Annotated in this window: 21 protein-coding genes, 1 rRNA gene and 1 riboswitch; of the genes, 18 read left to right on the forward strand and 4 right to left on the reverse strand. The window is 35.3% G+C overall.

The genetic code is table 11. The features are described from left to right. Window positions 1-77 (forward strand): 5S ribosomal RNA (gene rrf, locus AC07SW_RS11205); the annotation flags it as partial. A gap of 382 nt (window positions 78-459) precedes the next feature. Here rrf and AC07SW_RS11210 read toward each other — a convergent pair. Then, window positions 460-1,920 carry a lytic polysaccharide monooxygenase gene (locus tag AC07SW_RS11210; RefSeq protein ID WP_494632895.1) on the reverse strand — a complete coding sequence of 487 codons (1,461 nt, stop codon included), beginning with the start codon at window positions 1,918-1,920 and terminating at the stop codon, window positions 460-462. 221 nt (window positions 1,921-2,141) lie between these two features. On the opposite strand from AC07SW_RS11210, the gene AC07SW_RS11215 reads away from it, so the two are divergent. The 6 genes from AC07SW_RS11215 (at window position 2,142) to AC07SW_RS11240 (ending at window position 8,776) form a co-directional block, all read left to right on the forward strand. Continuing rightward, entirely contained in the window at window positions 2,142-3,614 is a 1,473-nt protein-coding gene (locus AC07SW_RS11215) for an AcpB/EbpR/MafR family transcriptional regulator (RefSeq protein ID WP_494632896.1), read from the forward strand. A 167-nt stretch (window positions 3,615-3,781) separates the two neighbouring features. Next, window positions 3,782-5,140, forward strand: a complete 1,359-nt coding sequence (locus AC07SW_RS11220) for a L,D-transpeptidase family protein (RefSeq protein ID WP_119907331.1) — start codon at window positions 3,782-3,784, stop codon at window positions 5,138-5,140. A gap of 164 nt (window positions 5,141-5,304) precedes the next feature. After that, entirely contained in the window at window positions 5,305-6,039 is a 735-nt protein-coding gene (locus tag AC07SW_RS11225; RefSeq protein ID WP_119907330.1) for a GH25 family lysozyme, read from the forward strand. 149 nt (window positions 6,040-6,188) lie between these two features. Continuing rightward, complete coding sequence (locus tag AC07SW_RS11230) at window positions 6,189-7,628, forward strand: 6-phospho-beta-glucosidase (protein ID WP_494632897.1); 1,440 nt, start codon at window positions 6,189-6,191, stop codon at window positions 7,626-7,628. A gap of 198 nt (window positions 7,629-7,826) precedes the next feature. Continuing rightward, window positions 7,827-8,162, forward strand: a complete 336-nt coding sequence (locus AC07SW_RS11235) for a helix-turn-helix domain-containing protein (RefSeq protein WP_051915718.1) — start codon at window positions 7,827-7,829, stop codon at window positions 8,160-8,162. A 263-nt stretch (window positions 8,163-8,425) separates the two neighbouring features. Beyond that, a complete protein-coding gene (locus AC07SW_RS11240; protein WP_034572858.1) occupies window positions 8,426-8,776 on the forward strand; it encodes a helix-turn-helix domain-containing protein in 351 nt (116 codons plus the stop codon). A gap of 38 nt (window positions 8,777-8,814) precedes the next feature. Here AC07SW_RS11240 and AC07SW_RS11245 read toward each other — a convergent pair whose 3' ends face one another. Further along, on the reverse strand, window positions 8,815-9,309 hold the full coding sequence (locus AC07SW_RS11245; RefSeq protein ID WP_311908603.1) for a hypothetical protein: 495 nt from the start codon (window positions 9,307-9,309) through the stop codon (window positions 8,815-8,817). Between the two features lie 142 nt (window positions 9,310-9,451). Beyond that, window positions 9,452-9,557: riboswitch (TPP riboswitch) on the forward strand. A gap of 48 nt (window positions 9,558-9,605) precedes the next feature. Here AC07SW_RS11245 and AC07SW_RS11250 point away from each other — a divergent pair. From AC07SW_RS11250 to AC07SW_RS11265, 4 genes are read left to right on the forward strand one after another with little or no spacing between them, the layout of a single operon-like run. Further along, window positions 9,606-10,358 carry an ABC transporter permease gene (locus AC07SW_RS11250; RefSeq protein WP_119907327.1) on the forward strand — a complete coding sequence of 251 codons (753 nt, stop codon included), beginning with the start codon at window positions 9,606-9,608 and terminating at the stop codon, window positions 10,356-10,358. Further along, the gene (locus AC07SW_RS11255; protein WP_494632899.1) at window positions 10,355-11,359 is read left to right on the forward strand and encodes an ABC transporter substrate-binding protein; all 1,005 of its coding nucleotides are present in this window, start codon (window positions 10,355-10,357) and stop codon (window positions 11,357-11,359) included. Before AC07SW_RS11250 ends, AC07SW_RS11255 begins: the two co-directional genes overlap by 4 nt. Before the next feature lies 1 nt (window position 11,360). Next, on the forward strand, window positions 11,361-12,086 hold the full coding sequence (locus tag AC07SW_RS11260; protein WP_494632900.1) for an ABC transporter ATP-binding protein: 726 nt from the start codon (window positions 11,361-11,363) through the stop codon (window positions 12,084-12,086). Window positions 12,087-12,093: 7 nt separating this feature from the next. Beyond that, complete coding sequence (locus tag AC07SW_RS11265; protein ID WP_494632901.1) at window positions 12,094-12,828, forward strand: TatD family hydrolase; 735 nt, start codon at window positions 12,094-12,096, stop codon at window positions 12,826-12,828. Window positions 12,829-12,880: 52 nt separating this feature from the next. On the opposite strand, the gene AC07SW_RS11270 is transcribed toward AC07SW_RS11265, so the two are convergent. Together AC07SW_RS11270 and AC07SW_RS11275 are read right to left on the reverse strand one after the other, a co-directional pair. Then, entirely contained in the window at window positions 12,881-13,300 is a 420-nt protein-coding gene (locus AC07SW_RS11270; protein WP_034572870.1) for a universal stress protein, read from the reverse strand. 15 nt (window positions 13,301-13,315) lie between these two features. Beyond that, complete coding sequence (locus tag AC07SW_RS11275) at window positions 13,316-14,539, reverse strand: MFS transporter (RefSeq protein WP_119907323.1); 1,224 nt, start codon at window positions 14,537-14,539, stop codon at window positions 13,316-13,318. A 153-nt stretch (window positions 14,540-14,692) separates the two neighbouring features. Here AC07SW_RS11275 and AC07SW_RS11280 point away from each other — a divergent pair, with 153 nt between their 5' ends. From AC07SW_RS11280 to AC07SW_RS11310, 7 genes are all read left to right on the forward strand, one after another. After that, window positions 14,693-15,253 carry a PadR family transcriptional regulator gene (locus tag AC07SW_RS11280; protein ID WP_034572874.1) on the forward strand — a complete coding sequence of 187 codons (561 nt, stop codon included), beginning with the start codon at window positions 14,693-14,695 and terminating at the stop codon, window positions 15,251-15,253. A gap of 155 nt (window positions 15,254-15,408) precedes the next feature. Next, window positions 15,409-17,562: a glycoside hydrolase family 3 N-terminal domain-containing protein gene (locus AC07SW_RS11285; RefSeq protein WP_494632903.1), complete on the forward strand. Its 2,154-nt coding sequence runs from the start codon at window positions 15,409-15,411 to the stop codon at window positions 17,560-17,562. 10 nt (window positions 17,563-17,572) lie between these two features. Further along, window positions 17,573-20,917 carry a GH36-type glycosyl hydrolase domain-containing protein gene (locus tag AC07SW_RS11290; protein WP_494632904.1) on the forward strand — a complete coding sequence of 1,115 codons (3,345 nt, stop codon included), beginning with the start codon at window positions 17,573-17,575 and terminating at the stop codon, window positions 20,915-20,917. A gap of 405 nt (window positions 20,918-21,322) precedes the next feature. Next, complete coding sequence (locus AC07SW_RS11295; RefSeq protein WP_051915752.1) at window positions 21,323-22,195, forward strand: ABC transporter permease; 873 nt, start codon at window positions 21,323-21,325, stop codon at window positions 22,193-22,195. A gap of 14 nt (window positions 22,196-22,209) precedes the next feature. Continuing rightward, on the forward strand, window positions 22,210-23,100 hold the full coding sequence (locus tag AC07SW_RS11300) for a carbohydrate ABC transporter permease (RefSeq protein ID WP_034572880.1): 891 nt from the start codon (window positions 22,210-22,212) through the stop codon (window positions 23,098-23,100). A gap of 24 nt (window positions 23,101-23,124) precedes the next feature. Then, window positions 23,125-24,744 (forward strand): type 2 periplasmic-binding domain-containing protein, encoded by a 1,620-nt coding sequence (locus tag AC07SW_RS11305; RefSeq protein ID WP_494632985.1) that lies wholly within the window; start codon window positions 23,125-23,127, stop codon window positions 24,742-24,744. A gap of 65 nt (window positions 24,745-24,809) precedes the next feature. After that, on the forward strand, window positions 24,810-25,424 hold the full coding sequence (locus AC07SW_RS11310; RefSeq protein ID WP_034572882.1) for a DUF624 domain-containing protein: 615 nt from the start codon (window positions 24,810-24,812) through the stop codon (window positions 25,422-25,424). The last annotated feature ends 3 nt before the right edge of the window (window positions 25,425-25,427 follow it).

Raw genomic sequence — 25,427 nt, forward strand, 5'->3', positions numbered from 1 at the left:
CCGAACACAGAAGTTAAGCTTCTCAGCGCCGATAGTAGTTAGGGGTTTCCCCTTGTGAGGGTAGGACGTTGCCACGCAACTGATTTAAGCATCTAGTAGTTTACTAGGTGCTTTTTTTTGTATATTACAAAGCAAAAGATAGCTTAGAAGATACCTAATGGGCTAAAAGCATAATTTCAAAATAAGAAGCGAATAAAGTTATGGCTAGAGGTGTAAATCTAAATATAGATACGTTAGAGGTATTCTAAAGCCATCTATTACAAGTGCTATTACCTAGTACAGTTACGTGACAATGATTTTTAAGCATCTATCAAGTACTAAACGGGTTACTTTTCAAAGCAGTATGACTCTTAAGAATAAGATGAGAGCAAAAGCTAAGTAAGTATATAGTGAGTAATTGAATAGTAATCTAAAAAGAATCCTTTAGCTAAAATAGCTAAAGGATTCTTTTTAGATTCGTTATTTTTCTAACATCCAAGAGTCAGTTTGATCAGGACGATTATTTTGGCTCCACCATTTTGCGATGTAGTTATTTCCTTGATAAACAACTTTATCTCCACCAGTATATGCTTTGCTTGAGTTCCAATCAACTGAAGCGTTAGGAGTAATTAATTGCCAAACATCTGAAATGTCTGGTTGCTCACCTTGTGTCCACCATCTTGCTTTATATTCTAGACCATTATACATTACGTTTTCATTATATAGATAAACAGTATTAGCATTCCAAGTTGTTGAAGGATCTGGTTTTTCTTGCTCTTTTGTTGTGACAGAAATGATTTGGCTGTTAGCTGAACGATTGCCAGCTGCGTCAAATGCAACAATACTATATTTATAAGTTGTATTTGCTTTAAGCTCTTTATCTGTATACATTAAATCTGTTGTTACTTTGATTGATTTTCCATCACGATAAATTTCATAACCAGTTACTGCAACATTATCAGTTGAAGCATTCCAATGTAACATTGCAGAGGTGGCGGTTGTCATATGTCCCATTAAACCTTCTGGTGTTGAAGGTTTCTCAGTATCTATTAATGGTTTTTCTGGTGTTTTAACGGTTAATGCTTTGCTATTTTTTGATACATTTCCTGCAGCATCAAGTGCTCGGATTTCATAGCGATAAGTTGTTTTTTCAGTTACGTTTAAATCATCGAAGGCAGTATCCTTTGTTGAATCAATTACTTTACCATCACGTAAAATTTCATATTTTGAAATTCCAACGTTATCAGTAGAAGATTTCCACGAAAGTTTAATTTGGTTAAATGCTGTATGGTTTGCTTTTAATTCAGTTGGGCTAGTAGGAGCTTGTGTATCTTCTTCCACTGGACCATTTTTAACATTTACATCAATTACTTGATAAAAAGCAAAGTCAGTATCTGAAATGTCCCATGCACCTACAATAACATGATATCCAGTACGATCTGAAGGAATAGTTATTTGTTGTGTAACTATTTTTTCAGGAATTTTTCCAAAATCATTTTTTGTTGAAATTTTTTCTAAATTCTCACGTTTTAGTGGTTCATTGGGATTCCATCCCTGTTTTGTAATGAAATAATTCCAACTATGAGTGCTGTGAGGAGCTGTTAATTGCCAAGTGATATCTAATTTACCTGTAGTGATGTCTGTTTGATGCCATTTAGTATTTTGTACATCCATTGGTTCAAATCCGCTAACACCACCACTGGCAATCTTTCCGTCTTGTGGGCTATTAACAGCACTAGGAAAGCCTTTAGGAGCTTCAATACTTTGGGGTTCCCATTGTGCTCGACCTACTTCTTTATTTAAGTTTCCGCCTGAGGCAGTTCCTTTATATGCTCGACTTTCAGGTTGTAAAATATAACCATGAGCTAAACTTTCTTGGTTAAAAGCGACTAAACCTACCCCAATTGTTGCAACTAGCATAAGTGGTTTCATTAATTTCATTTTCATTTTCTCCCTTTTGGTACCGATTTTTTAATCTTTTTTAATTTAACTTTAGTATATAGGAATTATGAGTTCATTTAAAAAGGATTTTTTGCAGTGATGGATGAAAAAATAACAATTGAAATAACTTGTTTTTTTAAAATCTACTTTTTTTTTAATGTAAATAAAGTATAATAAAAACTTAAACGAATATAGTTTTGTTATTTTAAGGAGTTTTATAAATGAATAAAACAATCGAAAAGTTAATTATTGAAAAAGATATTAGAAGACAATTAACAATTCTTAGTTTATTGGAATCAGGGAAAATCGGACTAACTTATGGTGAGATTTCGATAAAATTAAATTGTTCTAAACGTACTGTTTTAAATGATTTTGAAAAGATAAGAGGGTTACTTCCTGAAAATTGGGAAATTGAGACAACTCGAAAAAGTGGACTTTATTTAAAAAAATGCCCATATGAGCCAATGGCTATTTTATATGAAAAAGTGTTGAATCAATCTCCTATGGTAGAAATTTTAAAGGGATTACTAGTGAATAAACAATGCTCTATCGGCGAATGGTCGGAAGTTTTACATATTGGTGAAGATACTACAAAAAAATATTTTAAAAAATTGAATACTATTTTATTAGAGTTTGATTTAACGATTCATCCTTCCAAGTTGATTATTGAAGGAGATGAGATCAATATTCGCTATTTTTACAGTCGTTTGTTGTTTAGTTCTTCAGAGATAGTATCAGTACGAAAAGAAAATAGTGTGACCTTTAGATTGTTTCAAGAATTTTTTGAAGCAATTCTTGAGAAGCAACGTTTTCAGATTGATCTCGCCGTTTCATGGAGTTATATTATTGCAAAAAGACTAGAGTGTGATCTTCAAATTGGTTTGTATTCGGATTCGGATTTATCGTTATTTTATAAAGAGTCGTTTTTAAAATATGAGAAACCATTAAATAAACTATTGAACAGTTTAAAATTAGAAAATAACGTTAGTTTATGCAGAGAAGAGCAGGGATTTTTATTTATTGTTCTCTTAGAAGCATCGTTGTCTTCAGAAGTGGTTGTGGATGAACATCCTTCTATTTTTAATAATGCCACGAGGAAAATGCTTGAATGCTGTATGGATTTTTCAGCTGCAGTATGCCGAAATACAAGCTTAAAAGGAATTGAAAAAGAGTACGGAGAGCATTGTTATCAATTGTTAAACACAAAAGTAGTGTTGGGAAAAGTGTCTAAATTACTACAAAAAACGGAAGAGGGAATTAGTTTAGAGGTGGAAGCGTGTTATGGCGACTGGTTAGATGTGATAAAAGGAAACAGCAAGTTGCTTCCTCGTGATTTGATAACTGAAATTTCTTATTTTGAGGATTTGATGATAGAGCTAACTTTATTATTAATCGCTTGTCAGTCACAACATCAACAAGATAAAAAAATAGTAGTTCTCGCGGTGAATAGTTATCCTATTTGGTTGCAATTTGTTCGAGAAAATTTGGAGGTTAATCTTAATCGCTCAATTGAATTTGTTGATTTTTGTGACAAACCTTCTGCAATCGATGAAATTATTTTGTTACAGCCTGATGTAGTTATTACGAATCAAAAGCTTGATTTTCCAAAGGAACTTTTATGTATTTGGATTTCAAAAGTTCCAAGCTTTATTGAAATGCAACAAGTGATTGAAAAAGTTCATAGACTAATGTAGAAGGTTATAAAAGTGACAAATTACTTAAGAATGTTAAAAGATAACGCTAGATGTGCTATAATTGTTTAATATGTTTCAAAAAAATGATAAAATAAATACATGCTAACAAAAAATTAGTAGCATAGAAAATTAAGCAATCACTAATTGCTAAAAAAGGAATGAAATCAATGAGTATGAAGAAGACGACGATTGGTATAATTTTAGCAATCCTTATTCTAATAGTGGGTTTTTATAGTTTTAAGAGCATTGGGTATCAAACCAAGTTTCTTCCAAAGACAGTTGTTGATGGTGTTGCCATTGAAAATAAAACAATTTCTGAAGCAAACGCTGCTTTGAAAAGTCATTATCAAGATAAAGTATTTAAAGTAACAGAGGGTGAAAAAGAATTATTTTCATTTAAGGGTCAGGAAATAGGAATTACAGATGACTTTACTAAAAATCTTAAAAATTTGAAATCGAAACAAAATCCTTGGTCATGGCCTGTTCGAATGATGGGTTCTAAGGGTGATAAGGAAGAGATGAAGGATGTCACATTTAATGAGGCTACCTTTGATGCTTATTTTGCAAAACTACCGTTAACAAGCTCTGAACGTGTGAAACCGGAGAATGCGAAAGTTGAAAAAACAGCAACTGGTTTTTCAATCAAAAAAGAAATTCTAGGAAATACCTTTGATGAAGCTAAAGTTAAAGCTTGGTTGAAGAAAAGTATCGATGAAGGTAAGACAGACATTACTTTAGACGACACGTATCAAAAACCAACTGTTTATTCAAATGATAAAGCATTAAAAGATCGTTTGGCAAAATTAGAATCGTTAAGTAAATTAACCATTACTTACAATATCAGTGGACAATCAGTAACGGTTCCCCACGAAACCTTGCTAAGCTGGCTAGGTGAGAATGACAAGGGTGAGGTTGCTGTAGATGAAGCTGGAGTGGAAAAATATGTGACTGAGTTAAGTAATCAATATAGTACGTATAAAAAAACCAGAACTTTTAAAAGTACTAATCGAGGAGAAGTCCAAGTGCCACCAGGTATTTATGGATGGACACTCAACGCAGAAGATGAAGCCCCAGCATTAGCAAAAGATATTTTAGCTGAAAAAAATTTAACCGATCGTAAGCCAATTGTAAGTGGGTCTGGCTATGGACGTGATGATATTGGAAATACCTATATCGAAGTTGATTTGGCTAGTCAACATATGTGGTATTACAAAGATGGTGCCAAAGTGTTAGACACGGATGTTGTTACTGGAAAACCAGCAACACCAACACCACCCGGTGTTTTTAGTGTGTGGAATAAAGAACGAAATGCAACATTGCGTGGAGAAGATTATGCGACACCAGTAGATCATTGGATGCCGATTGACACTACAGGAGTTGGAATTCATGATTCACCTTGGCAACCAGCTTATGGTGGAACATTGTATCAAACGGTTGGATCACATGGTTGTATTAACACACCACCGGCGATTATGACTCAATTGTATGATATGGTTGAAGCAGGTATTCCTGTTGTTGTTTTTTAAATATTAAATAAAAGGATTGTCTATTACTTAGACAATCTTTTTTTTATTGGAAGACCTTTTTACATACTAGAACGCAAAAAAATAACTTTTTAAATCTTTAAATATAAATTAAAATAAGTATATGAATTCGTTTGTTTTTATAAAAATAGAAAAGAGGGTTAAAAATGAAGAAAAAAGTAGCAGTTCTTTTAGGCTTAGTTGTTTTGCTGTGTGGGATGAAAAGTTTACAAGTTGAAGCAACAAGTAGTGAGGATGGCATTCCAAAAGTGAATTTTAGTCAAAGAGCAACTCAATGGCAACCGAATGTAATTGATATTTCAAGTTATCAAAAAGCAAGTGATATTGATTTTAAAAAATGGAAAGAGCAAGGAATTGAAGCGGTTGTTATCAAACTAACAGAAGGTATGGAAGATGATGCTCCGTATTATAGTCCAGAAGCAAAGGAGCAGATATCAAAAGCAACGGCTGCAGGTTTAAAAGTGAATTTTTACCACTTTAGCTGGATGAACAGTGTTGAAAATGCAAAAGCAGAAGCAGATTGGTTTACTAAAATTGCGAATCAGTACAATGTTCCGAAAGACTCTGTTATGGCACTTGATTTAGAAAATAGTGTTTTGACAACAGATCCACTTGCGTTAACAAATCAAGCCAATGCCTTCTTTGATCGAATGATTGAAAATGGGTATCCGAAAATTGATATGTATGCGTCACTATCATGGTATGGTACTCGCTTTTATACAGAACAGTTGAGAACTAAAAATTATTGGGTTGCTTATTGGGCGGATGAAAAACCTGAAATTTTAACCGGTATGTGGCAATTTGCAAGTGACTATCAGTTAGAAGGATATGATGGAATGCTTGACGCGAATATTGATTTTACCGGATATTACACAAAATAAAATAGTTGTTTAAGAAAGCTAATGAGATTTTTCTTGTTAGTTTTTTTATTTAAAAAACTAATTTGACATGTAATGCATTACATATGATAGGATGAAACCGTAAACAAAATTAAACAGAGACATGTAAATAGATTAAGGGGGCATTTAAAATGAGTAAAGTAGAATCAAATTTTCCAAAAGATTTTTTATGGGGCGGTGCAGTTGCTGCTAACCAATGTGAAGGTGCGTATTTAGAAGATGGAAAAGGGTTATCACCCGTTGATATTTTACCTGATGCGGCTCATGGTCGTTGGGATGCGTTGACAAATCCAAAAGAAGCAATCGCAACAACGTATGATTTTTATCCGAGTCATCAATCAATCGATTTTTATCATCGTTATAAAGAAGATTTAAAAATGTTAGCCGAGATGGGTTTTAAAACGTTTAGAACATCGATTTGTTGGGCACGTATTTTTCCAAATGGAGATGAAAAAATACCTAATGAAGCAGGATTGAAATTTTATGATGATTTATTTGATGAATGTCATAAATATGGAATTGAACCGTTGGTTACAATTAATCACTTTGATACACCTGTCGCTTTATTTGAAAATTATGGTGGTTGGAAAAATCGTCAATTAGTTGATTTTTATTTAAATTATTGTGACGTTATTTTTAAACGCTACAAAGGAAAAGTAAAATACTGGATGACATTTAATGAAATCAACATGATCTTACACATTCCATTTTTCGGTGGCGGTATGGATGTTAGTGATGAAGAAAACCCAATGCAAGCTAAGTATCAAGCAGCGCATCATCAATTAGTAGCATCTGCTAAAGCAACAAAATTAGGACATGAAATTGATTCAGAAAACAAAATTGGTTGCATGTTAGCAGCTGGAACCACTTATCCAAATACATGTAATCCAAAAGATGTTTGGGCAGCTCTTGAAGCAGATCGTGAAGGCTATTTCTTTATTGATGTTCAAGCTCGTGGCTATTATCCAAGCTATAGCAAACGCTTCTTCAAAGAAAATAATATTTCTTTAGATATAGCAGCAGGTGATTTAGAAGTATTGAAAGAAAATACAGTCGATTATGTTTCTTTCAGTTACTACTCATCACGCTTAACAAGTGCCGATCCAGAAGTTAACAGTCAAACGGAAGGCAATGTATTTGCTACATTAAAAAACCCCTATTTAAAAGCAAGCGAATGGGGCTGGCAAATTGACCCACTTGGGTTAAGAGTGACGATGAATGCGATTTATGATCGTTACCAAAAACCTTTGTTTGTAGTGGAAAATGGATTAGGTGCCGTTGATGCTGTGGAAGCAGATGGAAGTATCAATGATGATTACCGTATTGATTATTTACGTGAGCACGTTCGTGAAATGGGTGAAGCTATTGCGGATGGCGTTGAATGTTGGGGTTATACGCCATGGGGCTGTATAGATTTAGTCAGTGCTGGTACAGGGGAAATGAAAAAACGCTATGGTTTTATTTATGTTGATAAAGACAATGACGGAAATGGAACCTTAGATCGTTCAGCTAAAAAATCATTTTATTGGTATAAAAAAGTGATTGCAACAAATGGAGTTGAATTAGATTAGAAAAAATGACATTGGGTAGAGAAATCTATCTAATGTCATTTTTATTTATTTGAAAGGTAACATAAGGTATGTTATAATATAACTGCTGTTAATTAAATACAATTTGTCCGCCAGACATAATAAACTATATAAACAAGGCTTGTAGATCACTTGGAAAATCAATTTTTTAAGCGATTTAGCGAGCAGAAAGGTGATCCAATGAATATCTATGAAAAAATTAAATTTTTATCAAAGCAAAGAGGAGTAACAATTGCAGAACTAGAGCGAACGTTGCATTTTGGGAATAGTACCATTCGAAAATGGGAAAAACAATCACCATCAGTTGACCGTTTACATAAGGTATCAAATTATTTTAATGTGTCTATTTCAATGTTACTAAATGAGCAAGAGGATAACTATGCTAGTGAATTAAGCCATTTTATACTTTTACAAACAAGTGATTTAAAAGAAGAGTTACAAGCTTATTTGATTCAAGATTTTAAAGACTACTTGGAATTTAAAACAGATAAAGTGAAAAAAGAACAAAAAGATTAGTTAAGCTAATCGTCTTATATTATATTCTTCGAATATTGAATTGGATAATGGCCTATGGTATAGTATAAGCATAGTAATGATAACCAATTGGTTCAAATAACCCATTTATTGTTTTATTTGTTATTACTTTGTCCGCCAAGACACAATAGTTATATAAAACTATGCTTACAAACTTATTATAACGGTTGATATTCTAAAAGTCAAAATATTTTAGATTATTAGCTAAAACTTTTTTAGTTTGTAAAGCTAGAAAGGTTGATAAAATGAGTATTTATGAAAAAATAAGATTATTAGCAAAAGAGAAAAAGATTTCAATTGCAGAATTAGAACGCACCTTGAATTTTGGAAATAGCACGATTCGAAAATGGGAGCACCAATCTCCTTCGGTTGACCGCTTGCAAAAGGTTGCTGATTACTTTAATGTCAGCATTTCAACCTTAATTAATGAAAATAATATCCACTATTCAAAGGAACAAGAATGTATAGAGGAATTGAGCCAATTTATCTTACTTAAAACACATGGATTAGCCGAAGAAACACAAGCTTATTTGATTGAAGATTTTAAGGATTATTTGGAATTTAAATCAGATAAAGTAAGGTCTGAAGAAAAATAAAGAGTCACGGAATGACTGTTCCGTGACTCTTTGCTTGGTTAGTTTTTATTTTCAATTAAAGTTAATAATAAGAATTTTTGCCATTTTTTTTCTTGCATAAATTGTGTATCCAATTCTGGATCGACGTAATTAAATAATCTTATCCAAGATTGAGGTCTAATTTTGGAATGCATTCTAAAGATGCGAATCCAACTATATATTACACCCACAATCAAAATGAATAGACCTAAAAAAAACAGGATACCAAGTAAAGTGGGATTATTTATAGAGGTACCTATCGCGACCCCTAATAGAGCTAAGACAGCACCACCAATAATTGATCCAAAGATAATCCAAAGAGTCGTTATCTGATAAGAATGAAATCCTTTAATATTAAAATATTTTTCTATTAGAAAAACCTGTTTCACTGGATTTTTCACTTTTTTGACAGGTATTTTATACATATCGATAAATAAATGGCTTGCTTCTTTTTCAACTTTAGTGTGTTTTGGAATAATAATTATTAACAAAATAAATAAAAAAAGATAGAACATTTTTTAAATCCCCCTATTGTTTGTAATACTAGACTAGTCACTCATTAAAGTATAGCACAGGAATGATTTCGGTTGTTATTTATTTTGTCCATTGTATTCTTAATTTTTTTATAGTACACTTGTGTCAATTAAAATAAACTTAATATAAAGCGTGGGGAGGTCATAAATGGCCTGAGAGTAAGCTGTGAGCTTAGACCCGTTGAACCTGTTGGTTAGTACCATCGTAGGGAGTGAACGTGTTCTTTTACTGTGCCTACTTTCCGTGGGCGCAGTTTTTTTATTGGTTAGGAGTTAGTATGAAAAAGAAAACGTTAGTCTATCCGCTAGTGACATTTCTTGCAATTTTGATGATTTGGGAGATGCTAGTTTCCATTGGCGGAATCCCGCTGTATATTTTGCCAGCGCCCTCTAAGATTATAAAGACATTGTTTGAGAACCGTTCGATATTGGCGATGCATGGAGTCGTTACATTGACTGAGGCAACGATTGGATTGGTGATTGCCAGTATATTAGCTTTTGGAATGGCACTAATAATGGATGCTTCTCAAACGATTAAGTTTTCAATTTACCCACATTTTGTTGTTTCCCAAACCATTCCAGTGATGATTTTAGGACCGCTATTTTCGATTTGGTTGGGTTTTGGTATGGCACCTAAAATTGTAATGGTGATCTTGATGTGTTTTTTTCCAATGGTCGTTTCATTTTCAGATGCTTTAGGGAAAGTTGAAGTGGCGCAATTAAATTTACTCAAAACGTTTGGTGCAAGTAAGGAACAATTGTATCGATTGGTTAAAATCCCAGCAGCGATTGGCGGATTTTTTTCTGGCTTACGTGTTGCAGCAACATATTGCATTGGTGGTGCGATTGTAGGAGAGTGGCTAAACGCTTCAGCAGGCTTGGGCTATTACATGATTCGAGTGAAAAATGGGTACATGTTAGATAAGGTATTTGCCTGTGTAGTGGTCATTATTTTATTGAGTTTATTTATGAATGGTGTAGTAAAATTACTTGAAAAATTGGTTTATTTAAAAAGGGGAAAAAGAATATGAAAAAAATAGTAGTAGCAATAATAGCATTTATTTTCATCGGCAGTTTAGTTGGATGTAGTCAGGAGTCGAAAAAAAGTCAAAAAGCCAAAAAATTAAAAGATGTGACAGTTATTTTAGATTTTGTACCAAATACAAATCATACGGGAATGTATGTAGCCTTGAAAAAGGGATACTATAAAAAAGCGGGTTTAAATGTTCAATTTGTTGAGCCTGGTAACGAAAACACTTCAGCTACTTTAGTTGCAACGGGAAAAGGTCAATTTGGGATCAGTTATCAAGAAGATGTTACTTATGCATTGACTTCAGAGGATAAATTACCGATTAAGACGATTGCTACGATTATGGAACACAACACTTCCGGCTTTGCGAGTGCTAAAAATAGTGGCATTAAAAGTCCAAAAGATTTTGAAGGAAAAGTCTATTCTGGTTGGCAAGCGCCAAGTGAAGAAGCGACCATCAAAGCAGTTATGAACAATGTTGGTGCAGATTTCAACAAACTGACATTAGTAGGAGATTCTGGTGGTGGATTTGATTCATTAGGTAAAGACGTGGACATCAAATGGTTTTACGAAGGTTGGGATAACGTTAAGGCTGAAATGGCTAATGCAAAGTTAAACTATCTGCCTTTGCGAACGTTAGATAAGCGTTTAGATTATTACACACCCGTCATCATAACGAATAAAAAAATGATTGATGAAGATCCAGCTACAGTTACAGCATTTTTAGCAGCCACCAAAAAAGGATATCAGGAATCGATTAAACATCCAGATGCTTCAGCAGAAATTCTTCATGAATATGCGAGTGATTATGATAGTGAATTCTTAAAAAAATCGCAACGTTTTGTGTCAAAAAATTATTGTGAAAATCCTGAAAAATGGGGAGAAATGAAGGCTGAAATTTGGGATGGGTATACAGATTTTCTGTTTGATAATAACTTGATTCCTAAAAAAATTGCTGCAGATGAGCAGTACACAAATCAATTTTTGAGTGAGGGTGAGTGATATGAAATTAAGGGTTGAATCTATTGCGTTCGCTTATTCAAAGAAGAAAATTATTGAAGAGTTTTCCTTTCAAGTTGATAAAGGAGAATTTGTCACAATTTTAGGACCTAGTGGCTGCGGGAAATCCACTATTTTAAAGTTGTTAACGGGTCTAACAGAAAAGCAAAATGGTCGCATTTTAGTAGATGGGAAAGTAGTGGAGGGATTGTCTTTAAAATTTTCCTATATGCCTCAAGAAGACCTTTTATTAGAATGGGAGACGGTGTTACAAAATGTCTGCTTATATCAGCGCATTCATAAAGAAAAATACAATCAAGAAGAAGTGATGCAACAACTTGAAGCGTTTGGTTTGAAAGGCTATGAGAATGCATACCCTAGTGAGTTGTCTGGTGGGATGCGGCAACGAGTCGCTTTTTTAAGAACAGTGCGTTGTGATGCAGATATTCTCTTGTTAGATGAACCTTTTGGAGCGTTAGACGTGATTACGAGAGGTGAAATGCAAGCGTGGTTGCGTACCTTAAGACAAACAGTGAATAAAACGGTACTTCTAGTGACTCATGACATTGATGAGGCTCTTTATTTATCAGATCGAATTTTAATAGTAGGAGGCAGTCCTTCTAAAATAAGAAAAGAATTTAACATCGAAGCATCTACTGATACCCGTGAAGAGGGTACTGAAAATCTTGCGTTAAGAGCTGAAATTTATCACAATTTAAAAAGGCGGTAAGGTAAAAATGTTAAGTGATGCACATTTTCATATAAAACAAACCGATTTTTACTCCTTGTTAAAAGACGAATCTATTTTTGGAATCTTAAATTGTGACTCAAAATCTGAATTTGACCAGCATCAAAAACGACTATGTAAGGATTCAAAAGTAATTCTAAGCGCTGGGATTCACCCGTGGAAGGCAGGTGAAAGTGACTGGAAAGAGATGGAAACATGCTTTCAACAAGTTGCCGTTATCGGTGAAATTGGCTTGGATTCTATTTGGTGTGAGGTAGATATGGATGTTCAAATGACTATTTTTAAACAACAGTTGGCATATGGAGTAACACATAAAAAGCCAGTAATTCTCCATACAAAAGGAATGGAAAAAGAAATTGCCGAAATAATAAAAGAGTACCCTAATCGTTATTTGGTTCATTGGTATTCTAGTATGGATCATCTAGATGCATATATAGAACAAGATTGTTATTTTTCAATCGGTCCCTCTTTTGCAACAGATGCCGCAGTAAAACAAGTGGTTGAAAAAGTTCCCTTAAACCGTTTACTTGTTGAATCAGACGGAATTGAGGCGATGAACTGGGCGGTAGAACGAGACATTCAAGTGGGGAATTATGTAGAGATGCTAACGAACACTTTTAATTATTTAGCAAAGAAGAAAAATATAAAAATAGAGACGGCGATAGATTGCGTAAAAGAAAATTTGGATTTTTTTATTTGGACCGGGAATGAAAACGAAAGCTAGCATTAAAAAACGTCAAAGGATTTTTAAATCCTTTGACGTTTTTTAAATAGTTTTATTTTACAACGATAACGGGACAAGCTGCATCGTGAATAATTTTTTTAGAAACACTTCCAACAACGATTCGATCCAAACCTTTACGATTATGATGACCGATAACGATAAAATCAACGGGATTCTTTTTTTCAAAATCAAGAATTTTAGTGGCTGCAAATCCTTCAAGAGCTACGATTTCTACCGCTAAATTAGCTTTTTCAACTACGTTTTTAACTTTAGTTAAGTAAGCATTTGTTTCTTCGTGAAGTTTTGACTCTAAGTCAACCGTTGTTTCAACAGCATCAGGAGCAATTTCTCGATTGATAACGTGCAAAATTGTGATTTTTCCTTGTTCTTTAAAGCTTTTTGCTAGTGTAATAGCTTCTTGCAACGCATGTTTTGATGTTTCATCCATATCCATAGGTACTAATAAATTCATAAAATCTTCCCCAATCTATTCAATATTATCTAAATAACGACGTCCAGCAAATAAGACAAGTGCGCCAACAGCAACGGCTGCTGCTGCAAACCAGAAAGTAACATGAGGATTATACCAGTCAGCTAATTTTCCAGCTAACCAGGGAGCCAAAGCGCCACCTGTAAAACGAATAAAGCTGTAAGCAGAAGATGCGATTGAACGTTCAACGGGTGCGACTTCCATTACTGCAGTGGTGATTAAAGTGTTGTTAATCCCTTGGAAAAGACCAGCAATAATGATGCAAACGGAAATGACAGTACTGTTGTTTGCACCAAAGCCCATAATCATTAAATCAAAGGCAAATAATAGTAATGCGGTATACATCATGTTTTTAGTGCCGAATTTTTCTTGTAATTTTGGAGCTAGGAAAACAGAGGAGATAGCTAAACAAAGTCCCCAGCCAAAGAAGACGAAACCTACTTGCATCGCGCTGTAACTTTCCATTCTAAAAGGTGAATAGGCCAATAAAGTAAAGAAACCGAAATTATAGAAAAGCGCAGTAATTCCTGTAATCAATAAACCTTTATGTTTTAAAGCGCGTAAAGCATCCCAAAAACCGACTTTTTTCTCAGGTTTTGGAATTTTTTCTAATAAAATGGTTACGGAAATAAAAGCGACAGCCATTAAGGTTGCAACGCCAAAGAACGGTGCACGCCAAGAAAAACTACCTAAAATTCCTCCTAGTAAAGGCCCAACAGACATTCCTAGTCCCATTGCAGCTTCGTACATAATAATCGATTGTTCGGTTCCGCCAACACTTACACCAACAATTGCAGATAAAGCAGTTGAAATAAATAAAGCATTTCCTAATCCCCAGCCGGCACGAAAGCCAACAAGTTGACCAACAGAATTAGAAAGTCCACCTAGAATTGCAAAGATAATAATAATGACTAGACCATATAATAAAGTTCGCTTTGCACCAATTCGACTTGAGATAAAGCCAGAAAAGAGCATAACAATACCAGTAACAAGCATGTAACTGGTAAATAATAAAGACGTTTGTGCAGGTGTTGCATGTAGTTGTTCTGAAATTGATTTTAAAATGGGATCAACTAAACCGATGCCCATAAAGGCAATAACGCAAGCAAAGGCAACAGCCCAAGCAGGTTTCGGTTGTTTTAATAACCCTTTTAAAACACTTTCCTGCTTTTCGACAGGCAGTTCATTTAATTCATTCAAATAATCTTGATTTTCTTCCACTTGTATTCCTCCTTGTATATCTATTTATTAGTATAGAAGACTCTTATATATATGTCAATATTTACATATATAAATATTGACATAATAGTTTGCTTTTTTTAAAATCATGTTATACTAGAGAGAGAAAAGTGTAAGGATTAGAGGAGGGTCATCATGAATTCATTAGGCTATACATTACTCAGTATGCTAGTTCGTAAACCATGCTCTGGTTATGAATTAAAAGGATACTTAGAATTATTTTGGCAGGCACATCACAGTCAGATTTATCCGCTCTTAAATAAGCTCGAAAAATTAGGGTATGTTGTCTATATTTCAGAAAATGACCCAATTCATAAAAAAATCTATTCCATTACAGATGAAGGAAAAGAATTCTTACAAGAGTGGATTCAAGGGAAAACAGCTAAACCAATTACAAGAGATGAATTTTTAGGAAAGCTATACGCTATTTCGATTATTGATCCTAAGCGTGTTGAAGAGCTTTTCCAAGAACGACAAGCCTATTTTCAAAAGTTAGCAACAATTCATAAGAAAACGTTAGATGAAATTGACGAACAGTTTGGTGCTGATTTAACAGGTGAAGGTTGGGAATCATCATTTGGACGTTATTTAATTTGTAAACGTCGTTATGATATGGATTTAGCAGAATTAGAGTGGTGTCAGTGGGCGAATGATCAGTATCGTCAAAAATTTAACAATAAAAATTTTTCAAACTAGATAAATAAGTAAAACCTTAGTGTAGCAAGATAGCTGACTAAGGTTATTTTTTTGAGTTAAAATTAAAAAGAAAGGGCTTGCAATAAAATCGTTAACCATTTACAATAGAATCAAACTCAATCGAAACGTTTCGATAAAATAAGGAGATGACTTTTTTGAAGCAAACAGAATTAGTAAACTTAGTGGCGCAGTTATCATTAGAAGAGAAGATTGGACAATTACAACAATTAACAGGAAATTTTTATACAGAAGAAGAAGCAGAAATTACAGGACCAATGACCGAAGTAGGATTAACTGAAAAAAGTGTCTATGAGGCGGGATCTGTTTTAGGATTGTCTGGAGCAAAGGCAACAATGGAAGCGCAGTCAAAATATTTATCGAAAAATCGCCTGCAAATTCCATTGCTATTTATGGCAGATATTGTTCATGGTTATCGGACAATTTTCCCAATTCCGTTAGGCTTAGCTTCAAGTTGGAATCCAAAATTAGTTAAGAAAACCGCACAGGTGGCAGCAGTTGAATCAGCTGTTTCAGGATTACATGTTACTTTTTCACCAATGGTTGATTTAGTGCGAGATCCACGTTGGGGACGTGTCATGGAGAGTACGGGAGAAGATCCTTACTTGAATCAATTGTATGCGAAAGCCTTTGTTGAAGGATATCAAGGTGACTTGGCTAATGACCCATTAACAATCGCGGCGTGTGTCAAACATTTTGCTGCGTATGGTGCACCAGAAGGCGGGCGTGAGTACAATACTGTTAACATGTCAGACCGTCAGTTAAGAGAGTCTTACTTGCCAGCTTATCAAGCAGCGCTAGAGGCAGGGTGTAAATTAGTAATGACAGCCTTTAATACTGTAGATGGCATTCCAGCGACAGCTAACCGCTATTTAAATCGTGATATTTTACGTAAAGAATTTGGCTTTAAAGGTGTCTTAATTTCTGATTGGGCAGCAACTAAAGAAGTTGTCGCACATGGCGTGGCAGCAAATGAAAAAGAAGCCGCCGCATTATCACTTGAAGCAGGTGTTGATATTGAAATGATGGCATTTTGTTACCAACATTTCTTAAAAGAATTAGTAGCAGAAGGAAAAATTGCGACGGATTTAATTGATGAGGCTGTTTTACGAATTTTAGAGCTGAAAAATGATTTAGGGTTATTTGAAAACCCCTATCGTGGAGTAAATGAAGAGCAAGAAGCTGCTCTTGTTTTTAGTAAAGAACATCAAGAGATTGCGCTACAAGCAGCTAGAGAATCTATTGTCTTACTGGAAAATAAACAGAATGTACTCCCTCTTCAAAAACAAGAAAAAGTAGCGTTTGTCGGACCTTTTGTAGAGTATCATGATCTTTTAGGGAACTGGAGTTGGAAAGGGAATCCAAGCGAAACCGAAACCATTAAAGAAGTGGCAAGCAAGCGTAAGGAATCCATTGAATTTGTTGCAACTTCAGGCATTTGGGAGCTGACGGATGAGGAGTTAACAGCTGCTCATAAAGCTGCAGAAAAAACAGATAAAATAATCCTCTTCTTAGGTGAAACAGCTGATATGAGTGGCGAGGCAAGTAGTCGTACAAATATTCAGTTGCCAACCGCTCAATTGACGTTGTTACGTGAGCTGAAAGTCCATGGAAAACCAATTGTTGTAGTGACATTTAATGGCCGACCACTTGATTTGACAGAAGTAGCGGAGTTATCTGATGGATTAGTCGAGGCGTGGTTCCCGGGAACCAAAGGAGCTCAAGCTGTTACGGAAATTTTATTTGGTGAAACCGCGCCAACAGGTAGATTGACAATGAGTTTCCCTCGAAATGTTGGACAAATTCCAGTTTATTACAATCATTTTAATACGGGACGTCCCATTGATGCGAATGATGCTGATAACAAATATGTATCGAAATATTTAGATGTTTCAAATGAACCGTTGTATCCTTTTGGTTACGGTTTAAGCTACGATAAGGTAAGTTATCAAGATTTAGTGATTCAAGAAGAAACGATTGGGCTAGATGGCAAAATCAGTGCAAGTGTCACACTTCAAAACAATAGCAATCAACCGGTAACGGAAACGGTTCAATGGTATGTCCGAGACATTGTCGGAGAAGTTGTTCGTCCAATGAAAGAATTAAAAGGCTTTGAAGCATGTGTCGTTCCAGCCAGTGAAAGCAAGCTTGTTACATGGGAAATTTCAGTAGAGGAACTGGCATATATCCATGTGAACTTAGAAAAGAAAGCAGATGCTGGTGAATTTGTAGTAATGGTGGGAAGCAATAGTTCAGAAGTACTAGCGAAAACGATAACAGTAAAAAATTGAGGTGTAAGTAGTGGGAAATAGAGTATTGAAAAATGGCAAAACGACTTTTAATTTTTTGCCAACTGGGGATTTATATCAAGTGGAGCACCAAGGAATTCAGTTAAATCAAGTAAAAGGAAATGTCATTGATGGATCAATGAATGGGATTTACCTTCGTATTTTAGATGATCTTACAGCCATTCAAGCTTTTCCATTAATTGGAGGAGCTGCCAAAGGACAAATGTCCTTTGGGGAAAATCAGTTGAAATGGCAAGGCACAATTTTAGATATTGCTTATGAAGTCGTTTTTTCATTGACGGATGCTGGAATTTGGTTTTGGGATATTTTGCTTTCAGGAAGCGGGCATGTTGTTGATGTTGTTTATGGACAAGATATAGGCTTAGCTACACCTGATTCGTTACTGGCAAACGAGGCTTATGTTTCGCAATACGTTGACCACCGTGTGTTATCTGATGATTTGGGTGTGGTAGTGGCTTCTAGGCAAAATCAAGTTCAAAATGGTCAAAATCCATACCTACAGCAAGGTTCTTTAACGGGAGCTGCGCATTTTTCAACAGATGGGTTTCAATTTTTTGGGAAAAGCTATAAAGGGACGAATGTTCCTGCTATTTTAGCAAAAGAACAATTGGAAGATCGTGTGTATCAATATGAGTTTGCATACGTGGCGCTACAAACGAACCCAATCGTCTTGCTTCAGCAACAAAAGGTTAATTTTTACGGCATGATACTAGAGGATCATCCTTTAAAGATCGAAACGATTGAAAATAAAGCACTTATTTTAGAGAAATATCAAGAAATTCAGCAAAATAAAGGGAATTTTGTTCCAATTGAAAAAGCGACTAAAAATTCTCAAATTAGTGGAGTTTTGAATGGAAAAGAGCTAAGTAATGGGCAATTAGACCAACTTTTCCCCGCTAGAAAGTTAGAAGAATTCTTAGCAGGTCAAGTCAGTTCCTTTTTTACAGAGTCGAATGAACATGTGGTGCTTGCAAATAAAGAATTGGAAATGGAACGACCAAATGGACACATTTTAATGAGTGGTAAGAGTGTTGATGCAAAAGAAGAGACGTTAACGACTACTTCTTATATGTACGGGGTCTTTCAGTCGCAAATTGTGGCAGGCAATACATCTATGAATCATTTTATTTCAAACACCAGAAATCCGTTGAATACCTTCAAAACAAGCGGACAACGTATTTATTTACTAGTAGATGGGTGCTATCAATTACTGGCGATTCCTTCTGCGTATGAAATGGGCTTTAATTATGCCCGGTGGCATTATCAACTAGTGGATGATTTAATTACCATTACAGTTTATACAAAAACGACTCAGTCAGAAGTTGCACTAACCGTTCATTCTAAGCAAGGGAAAAAGTATCAAATGCTTGTAACACAAGAAATTATTGTCAATGATACCGCAACTGATAATGCGCCTGATATAAAGGTGAATGCTACAGAAAATCAGTTAATTGCAAAACCTAATCAAGCAACGTTAGCTTATCAAAAATATCCGAATCTAACGTATCGAATGGAATGGGAAAGTGATGGAACCGCTAAATGGATTGCCAGTGATTTTTGGTTTGAAGAAGAGCTTGCAGAAGTGCAGATTCCAGTGACAAGTTTATTATTTGAACAGGTGAGCGAGCTTAGTATTACGATTTCAGCTAGCCTAGAAGGTGATTTAACCGCTGTTTCACCAGAGTCTTTTAATGAAGCGACAGAAGCGTATCGTCTTTATTTAGCAGATTTGCATCGTCATTTTAATTTGACATCAGAGACGCCAAACACTGAAATAGAACGATACAATACCATTGTTTGGTGGTATACCCACAATATGTTAATTCACTACTTGGTTCCACATGGGTTGGAACAGTTTGGTGGAGCCGCTTGGGGAACAAGGGACGTCTGTCAAGGTCCAATCGAATTCTTTATGGCAACGCAACGTTTTGATGTGGTAAGGGAAATTTTAACGATGATTTTTGCACATCAATTTGTTGAGGATGGCAACTGGCCTCAATGGTTTATGTTTGATCGTTATGAGGAAGTAATGGCCGATGAAAGTCACGGGGATATTATTGTCTGGCCGTTAAAAGTAATTGGCGATTACTTGGTAGCAACTGGGGATGTTTCGATTTTGGAAGTAGAAGTTCCCTACATGTCACGCAAGGATAAAAAAGCAACGGGCTTTAAGGAAAGTATGAAGGAGCATATTGCAAAAGAATTGGCGTATATTACATCACATTTTCTACCGGGAACGTATCTATCTTGTTATGGCGATGGCGATTGGGATGATACCTTACAGCCTTACGATAGTCGCTTGAAGGAAGACATGGCAAGTACGTGGACGGTAGCGTTGACGTACCAAGCATTAAAAACATTTGCAATAGGAATAGAAAAAGTAAACCCAGAATGGTCAAAAGAGTTGCTGGAACTGGCCCAAAATGTCGAAAAAGATTACCGAAAATACATGCTACAAGATCAAACGTTACCTGGATTTGTGTTAAAAGAGGGTGAAAGATTTGATTACATTGTGCATCCAACGGATCAAAAAACACAGATTGATTATCGTTTGTTGCCAATGACAAGAAGTATGATTAGTGAATTATTGACTCCAAAAGAGATGCGTCACCATATGGCGCTAATTGAAGACAATCTATTGTTCCCAGATGGTGTTCATTTGATGAGTCAACCGGCGAATTACCAAGGTGGTGTTAGTCAATACTTTAAACGTGCGGAACAAGCTGCAAACTTTGGTCGAGAAATAGGGTTGCAATACGTTCATGCGCATATTCGTTATTCAGAAGCCTTAGCAAAAGTTGGAGAAGGTCAAAAAATGTGGCAGGCGCTCTCAACAATCAATCCTATTTTATTGACGGACTATGTTGCAAATGCGGAAATCAGACAAAGCAATGCATACTTTAGCAGCTCTGATGGCAAGTTTGATACACGCTATGAAGCAGCAACTCATTTTTCTGAATTAAAAACTGGAGATCGTCTTGTAAAAGGCGGATGGCGAATTTATTCTAGTGGACCAGGCATTTATTTGAACCAATTTTTCACTCATCTCATCGGGATTCAAGTAGAAAAGCAAGCGTTGATTTTAGACCCTATGCTTCCCGGCGAGTTAGGGGAAGTGAAGGTTGACTTTGCCTACTTGTCGACGCCGCTTAAGGTGATTTATCGATGGCATGAAGCGGAGGATAGTGTTGTTATTAATCAGCAATCGGTTCCATTTAAACGAACGTTAAATCCTTATCGTACAGGTGGGTTTAAAATTGAAGGGAATCAAATGCAGGAAATTGTGAAGAATACGACGGGTCCGATTCAAGTGATTGTCTCCATGAAAACAAGGTAATAATTTAAAAGAGTCTCCTATATAAAATTCATTTTTATATAGGAGCTCATTTTAAATTGTATTAAGTTAAACGTTTCACTTGATAGGACTAAAAATCTCGATGTAATTAGATTAGAATAATAAATTAAGTACAAGAGTTTATTATGATTTTATTGCTTATGTGTCAACGTTTTAAGATAGTTTGATGGATTAATTTAATAAGTTGTGTTCTTAAAAATAAAAAGATTGCAAGCGGTTACTTATCGTGTTAGAATAATTTGTAGAAACGTTTCGATAAAAGGTTTTTTAAGAAAGGAAGTATGAAAATTGCAAAATACTGGAGGGAGTCCAACTTTCGTTCGAAAATCTAGAAAAAAATTTAAAGATCGATTGAAAACATTTATATCACAGTGGCAATTGCAATCCATGGTTCTTCCGGGCATTGCTTTTATGTTTATTTTTACTTATATTCCTATTTACGGACTGATAATTGCGTTTAAGAGCTATACAGTTGTTGATACAATTAAAGATGCACCGTGGGTTGGATTAGAGAATTTCCGCATTATTATGAATGACCAATTTTTTTGGGAATCAGTGGTGAATACGCTAGGCATTAGTTTATTGAAATTATTGTGTGGCTTTTTTATTCCCATTGTTTTAGCGATTATGATTTTTGAAGTGAAAAGTGGTCCTTTTAAACGTGTTGTTCAAACCGTTTCCTACTTACCCCATTTCTTATCTTGGATTATTCTTGGTGGGATGCTGATTAGTTGGCTGTCAACAAGTGGTCTATTGAATCAAGTCTTAGAGGGCGTTGGAATGATTGAACCAGGAGCTGGGCCAAATTATTTGCTAGATGCCGATAAATATTGGTGGATTGCGGTCTTATCTGATATTTGGAAGGAAGCCGGATGGGGAACAATTCTTTATTTGGCGACAATGTCTCGAATTGATCCGACTTTTTATGAAGCGGCTCGAATGGATGGGGCAAATAAATTAAAACAAATTTGGTACATTACAATTCCAATGTTAAAACCTATTATTTCGTTAAATTTAATTTTAAATGTAAGCGGTCTACTAGGGTCGAATTTAGATCAGACATTAGTTTTAATGAACTCGCAAAACCAAGCAAAATCAGAAGTAATTAATTCCTATGTTTACCGAATGGGGTTGGCGCAAGGCGATTTCTCTTATGCTACCGCAGTTGGATTAGGAATTTCAGTTGTATCGGTTATTTTATTATTTGTAGCAAATCAAGCAACGAAAAAAATGAATGATAACCAATCGGTAATCTTCTAGAAAGGAGCTACATGATGGCACTCATTAAAAAGAAATCTCAAATGAAGGAAAGTCGTTCTTTCTATTTGATTAATACGATTTTACTTGTTCTCTTTACGCTAATCATTATTATTCCAATTTGGAATGTAATTGTCTCTTCTGTTAGTTCAGGAAAGGCATTGGCAGATGGTGGTTTGATGTTATGGCCTAAGGAATTAACCTTTGATAATTATAAGCGTGTTTTAAGTGATGGTTCGATTTTAAATGCGTTCTTTATCTCTGTTTCTAAAACCGTTTTAGGCGCATTAACTCATGTTTTATTTTGTTCAATTATGGCTTATGCCTTAAGTAAAAAGCGTTTGGTAGGACGTGGCTTTTATACAACGTTTGGCGTGATTACGCTTTACTTTGGAGGCGGCATGATTCCTTACTATTTATTGATTCGTTCATTAGGATTATTAAATAGCTTTTGGGTGTATATTATTCCGAGTCTGTTAAGTTATTATGACGTGATTATATTAATGAATTTTTTCAGAGAAGTTCCTGTATCGCTGGAAGAATCAGCTAGGATAGATGGCGCAAATGATTGGACCGTCTTTTTTAGAATCTTTTTACCATTATCAAAACCCGCTTTAGCAACGATTACCTTGTTTAGTGGGGTAGCACAATGGAATGACTTTATGACAACGAAAATGTTTATTACCGATAAGGCCTTGTATCCCTTACAAATGAAAATCTATGAAATTATTGTTCAGTCTCAAATGCAGGGAATGGACAATATGGGTGCAAGTGCAATTGTTGAAACCACTACAAGGGGCGTACAACTCGCCACGATTGTGATTACAACCATTCCGATTTTGATTATTTACCCATTACTTCAAAAATACTTTATTTCTGGAATGATGGTTGGAGCAGTTAAAGAATAAAAGGAGGCAATAAAAATGGTTAAGATGAAAAGTTTGGCAGTAGGTGTATCGTTAGTAGCGTTGACAGCAGTAGTATTAGGAGCGTGCGGCGGGGAAAATGCAGAAAATGATGGAGGCAAAGATTTCTCGATTGCTGATCGTTATAAGCTAGACAAAACGAAACCAGCGTGGGAATTAGATAAGAAGGAAGAGCCGACAACCCTTACTTGGTATTTAAACTCTGATTGGAAAACGATTCCTTTTGGAGATGACGTAACGACTGCGCAAATTAAAAAAGACTTGAATATTGACGTTAAATTCATTACAGGTGATGATACGAAATTAAACACGATGTTTTCTGGTGGCGATATGCCCGATATTGTAACGTTATTTGATCCAACCTCTTCAGCTGCAAAAAAAGCCAATACATGGGCATACCCATTAGATGATTTGGCTAAAAAATACGATCCTTATTTCAAATCAGTAACCTATGACCAAACCTTCAAGTGGTATCAATTAGATGATGGGAAAACATACGGCTATCCAAACTACTCAAACACGCAAGAAGACTATGACAGTGGTGTGATTCCAGTAAATACCAATTTCATCATTCGTCAAGATATCTATGAAGCATTAGGCAAACCAAGTGTTGCGACACAAGCAGAATTTGAAAATGTGATGAACCAAATCAAAGAAAAATATCCAGAGTTAACACCATTTGGATTTAGCCCATTAGGAGATACCACAGGTTCGCTAGGTGAGCCCTTACAAGATTGGTTAGGTGTACCGCTAGAAAAAGACGGAAAATTCTATGATCGTAACCTAGATAAAGACTATCTAAGCTGGGTGAAGACATTGAATAAAGTCTATCGTGATGGTAATATTAGTGATGATAGCTTCGCTGATGATGGCCCAACTTTTGATGAAAAAATCAAGTCTGGTAAGTATGCAACTTTATTTATCAATGGAACCAGTGGACTTGTGCCACAACTACAAACCTTCTCAAATAACAACAAGGGCAATGCGTATATGGCGATTGACGGACCAAAGAGCACACTTGGCAATGAGCCTACATTAAATCAAACAGGTATTTCTGGTTGGTTAGTAAACTATATTACAAAAGACGCTAAAGATCCTGCTAAAGCAATCCAATTATTCACCTATTTATTAGATAAAAAAGGACAAATTTTAACTCGTTACGGTGTTGAAGGCGAAACGTATCAATACAACCAAGACGGAAAAATTGAATTTTTACCAGAAGTATTAAAACTAAAAGAAGACAATCCAGTTGAATATAGTGAGAAATATCGTATCAGCGAATTCTTATACTTTAACCACGACCGCAACAATGCGTTAGGTGTTGGTTCAACAGATGCTTCTGTGAATCAAATGCAAGAGTGGGGCAAGGGAAAACTAAAACCTCATTTCATTATCGAAAATACCAATCCTGATGCGGGTACTCCAGAAGCTAGAAGCTTTGACGGCATTAAAACGAAATGGAGCACAGCGTTAGTTGGAATGATTCGCTCAAAAGATGATGCAGGATTTGATAAAAAATTAGCAGACTACAAAACATTCCTGAAAGAAAACAACTGGGATAAGATTGAAAAAGTAAGAAATGAAAAAATGAAAGAAAACAAAGAAAAACTTGAAACGAAAGACTAAGAGTAGGGGAGAAGCCAAAAAGAATCGTCTTTTTGGCTTCTTTCAACTAGGAAAGGAAACTGACCATGAATGATATCTTTAAATTAAATGGCCCGCTGTTTACCTTATTAAATCGAATCGCGAACTTAGCAATTCTAAATGTCTTGTTTATCCTTGCATGTCTCCCAATTTTTACTATTGGTGCGGCGATAACAGCGCTATTTAGTGTGATTTATCGCTCGAATAAGGATGACCATTTGGCCATTGCCAAGGAGTTTTTTAAAGCCTTTCGAGAAAATTTTAAACAGAGTAGCTTGTTGTGGGGCATTCATTTAGTGATGATTTTACCTTATGTTGGTGTAACAGCCTACGTCATTCGTTCATTTCCAGTCTTTACGTTACCGATGGCAATTATCGGTTCAGTTTTAGCTCTCTATTTTATCGTACCCTATGCCTTACAAAGTCAGTTTAAAAATAGTGTGAAAGAAACAATGAAAAATGCGCTGTTGATTGTGTTTCGCTTTTTACCTTACGTGATGATGATGTTCTTAGTCGGCCTTGTCTTATTAGTGATTTTGCCGGTGTTTTATCGTCAGACATTCTACTTTGTCACCTTGTTTGGTTTTTCTGTTACAGCACAACTTCAACTTATTTTCTTTAAAAAAATCGTTACACAATTAGAACAATTAAAGGAGGGATGACAA

This window comes from Carnobacterium sp. GW821-FHT04C06, from assembly GCF_059420345.1.

Bases quoted from the DNA above. Each gene is read 5' to 3' on its own strand.
- AC07SW_RS11245 (WP_311908603.1), bottom strand. From the start codon at position 9,309: ATGTTCTATCTTTTTTTATTTATTTTGTTAATAATTATTATTCCAAAA.
- AC07SW_RS11280 (WP_034572874.1), top strand. From the start codon at position 14,693: ATGAATTCATTAGGCTATACATTACTCAGTATGCTAGTTCGTAAACCA.
- AC07SW_RS11310 (WP_034572882.1), top strand. From the start codon at position 24,810: ATGAATGATATCTTTAAATTAAATGGCCCGCTGTTTACCTTATTAAAT.
- AC07SW_RS11270 (WP_034572870.1), bottom strand. From the start codon at position 13,300: ATGAATTTATTAGTACCTATGGATATGGATGAAACATCAAAACATGCG.
- AC07SW_RS11215 (WP_494632896.1), top strand. From the start codon at position 2,142: ATGAATAAAACAATCGAAAAGTTAATTATTGAAAAAGATATTAGAAGA.
- AC07SW_RS11305 (WP_494632985.1), top strand. From the start codon at position 23,125: ATGAAAAGTTTGGCAGTAGGTGTATCGTTAGTAGCGTTGACAGCAGTA.
- AC07SW_RS11255 (WP_494632899.1), top strand. From the start codon at position 10,355: ATGAAAAAAATAGTAGTAGCAATAATAGCATTTATTTTCATCGGCAGT.
- AC07SW_RS11250 (WP_119907327.1), top strand. From the start codon at position 9,606: ATGAAAAAGAAAACGTTAGTCTATCCGCTAGTGACATTTCTTGCAATT.
- AC07SW_RS11265 (WP_494632901.1), top strand. From the start codon at position 12,094: ATGTTAAGTGATGCACATTTTCATATAAAACAAACCGATTTTTACTCC.
- AC07SW_RS11240 (WP_034572858.1), top strand. From the start codon at position 8,426: ATGAGTATTTATGAAAAAATAAGATTATTAGCAAAAGAGAAAAAGATT.
- AC07SW_RS11300 (WP_034572880.1), top strand. From the start codon at position 22,210: ATGGCACTCATTAAAAAGAAATCTCAAATGAAGGAAAGTCGTTCTTTC.
- AC07SW_RS11220 (WP_119907331.1), top strand. From the start codon at position 3,782: ATGAGTATGAAGAAGACGACGATTGGTATAATTTTAGCAATCCTTATT.
- AC07SW_RS11230 (WP_494632897.1), top strand. From the start codon at position 6,189: ATGAGTAAAGTAGAATCAAATTTTCCAAAAGATTTTTTATGGGGCGGT.
- AC07SW_RS11235 (WP_051915718.1), top strand. From the start codon at position 7,827: ATGAATATCTATGAAAAAATTAAATTTTTATCAAAGCAAAGAGGAGTA.
- AC07SW_RS11210 (WP_494632895.1), bottom strand. From the start codon at position 1,920: ATGAAATTAATGAAACCACTTATGCTAGTTGCAACAATTGGGGTAGGT.
- AC07SW_RS11295 (WP_051915752.1), top strand. From the start codon at position 21,323: ATGGTTCTTCCGGGCATTGCTTTTATGTTTATTTTTACTTATATTCCT.
- AC07SW_RS11225 (WP_119907330.1), top strand. From the start codon at position 5,305: ATGAAGAAAAAAGTAGCAGTTCTTTTAGGCTTAGTTGTTTTGCTGTGT.
- AC07SW_RS11260 (WP_494632900.1), top strand. From the start codon at position 11,361: ATGAAATTAAGGGTTGAATCTATTGCGTTCGCTTATTCAAAGAAGAAA.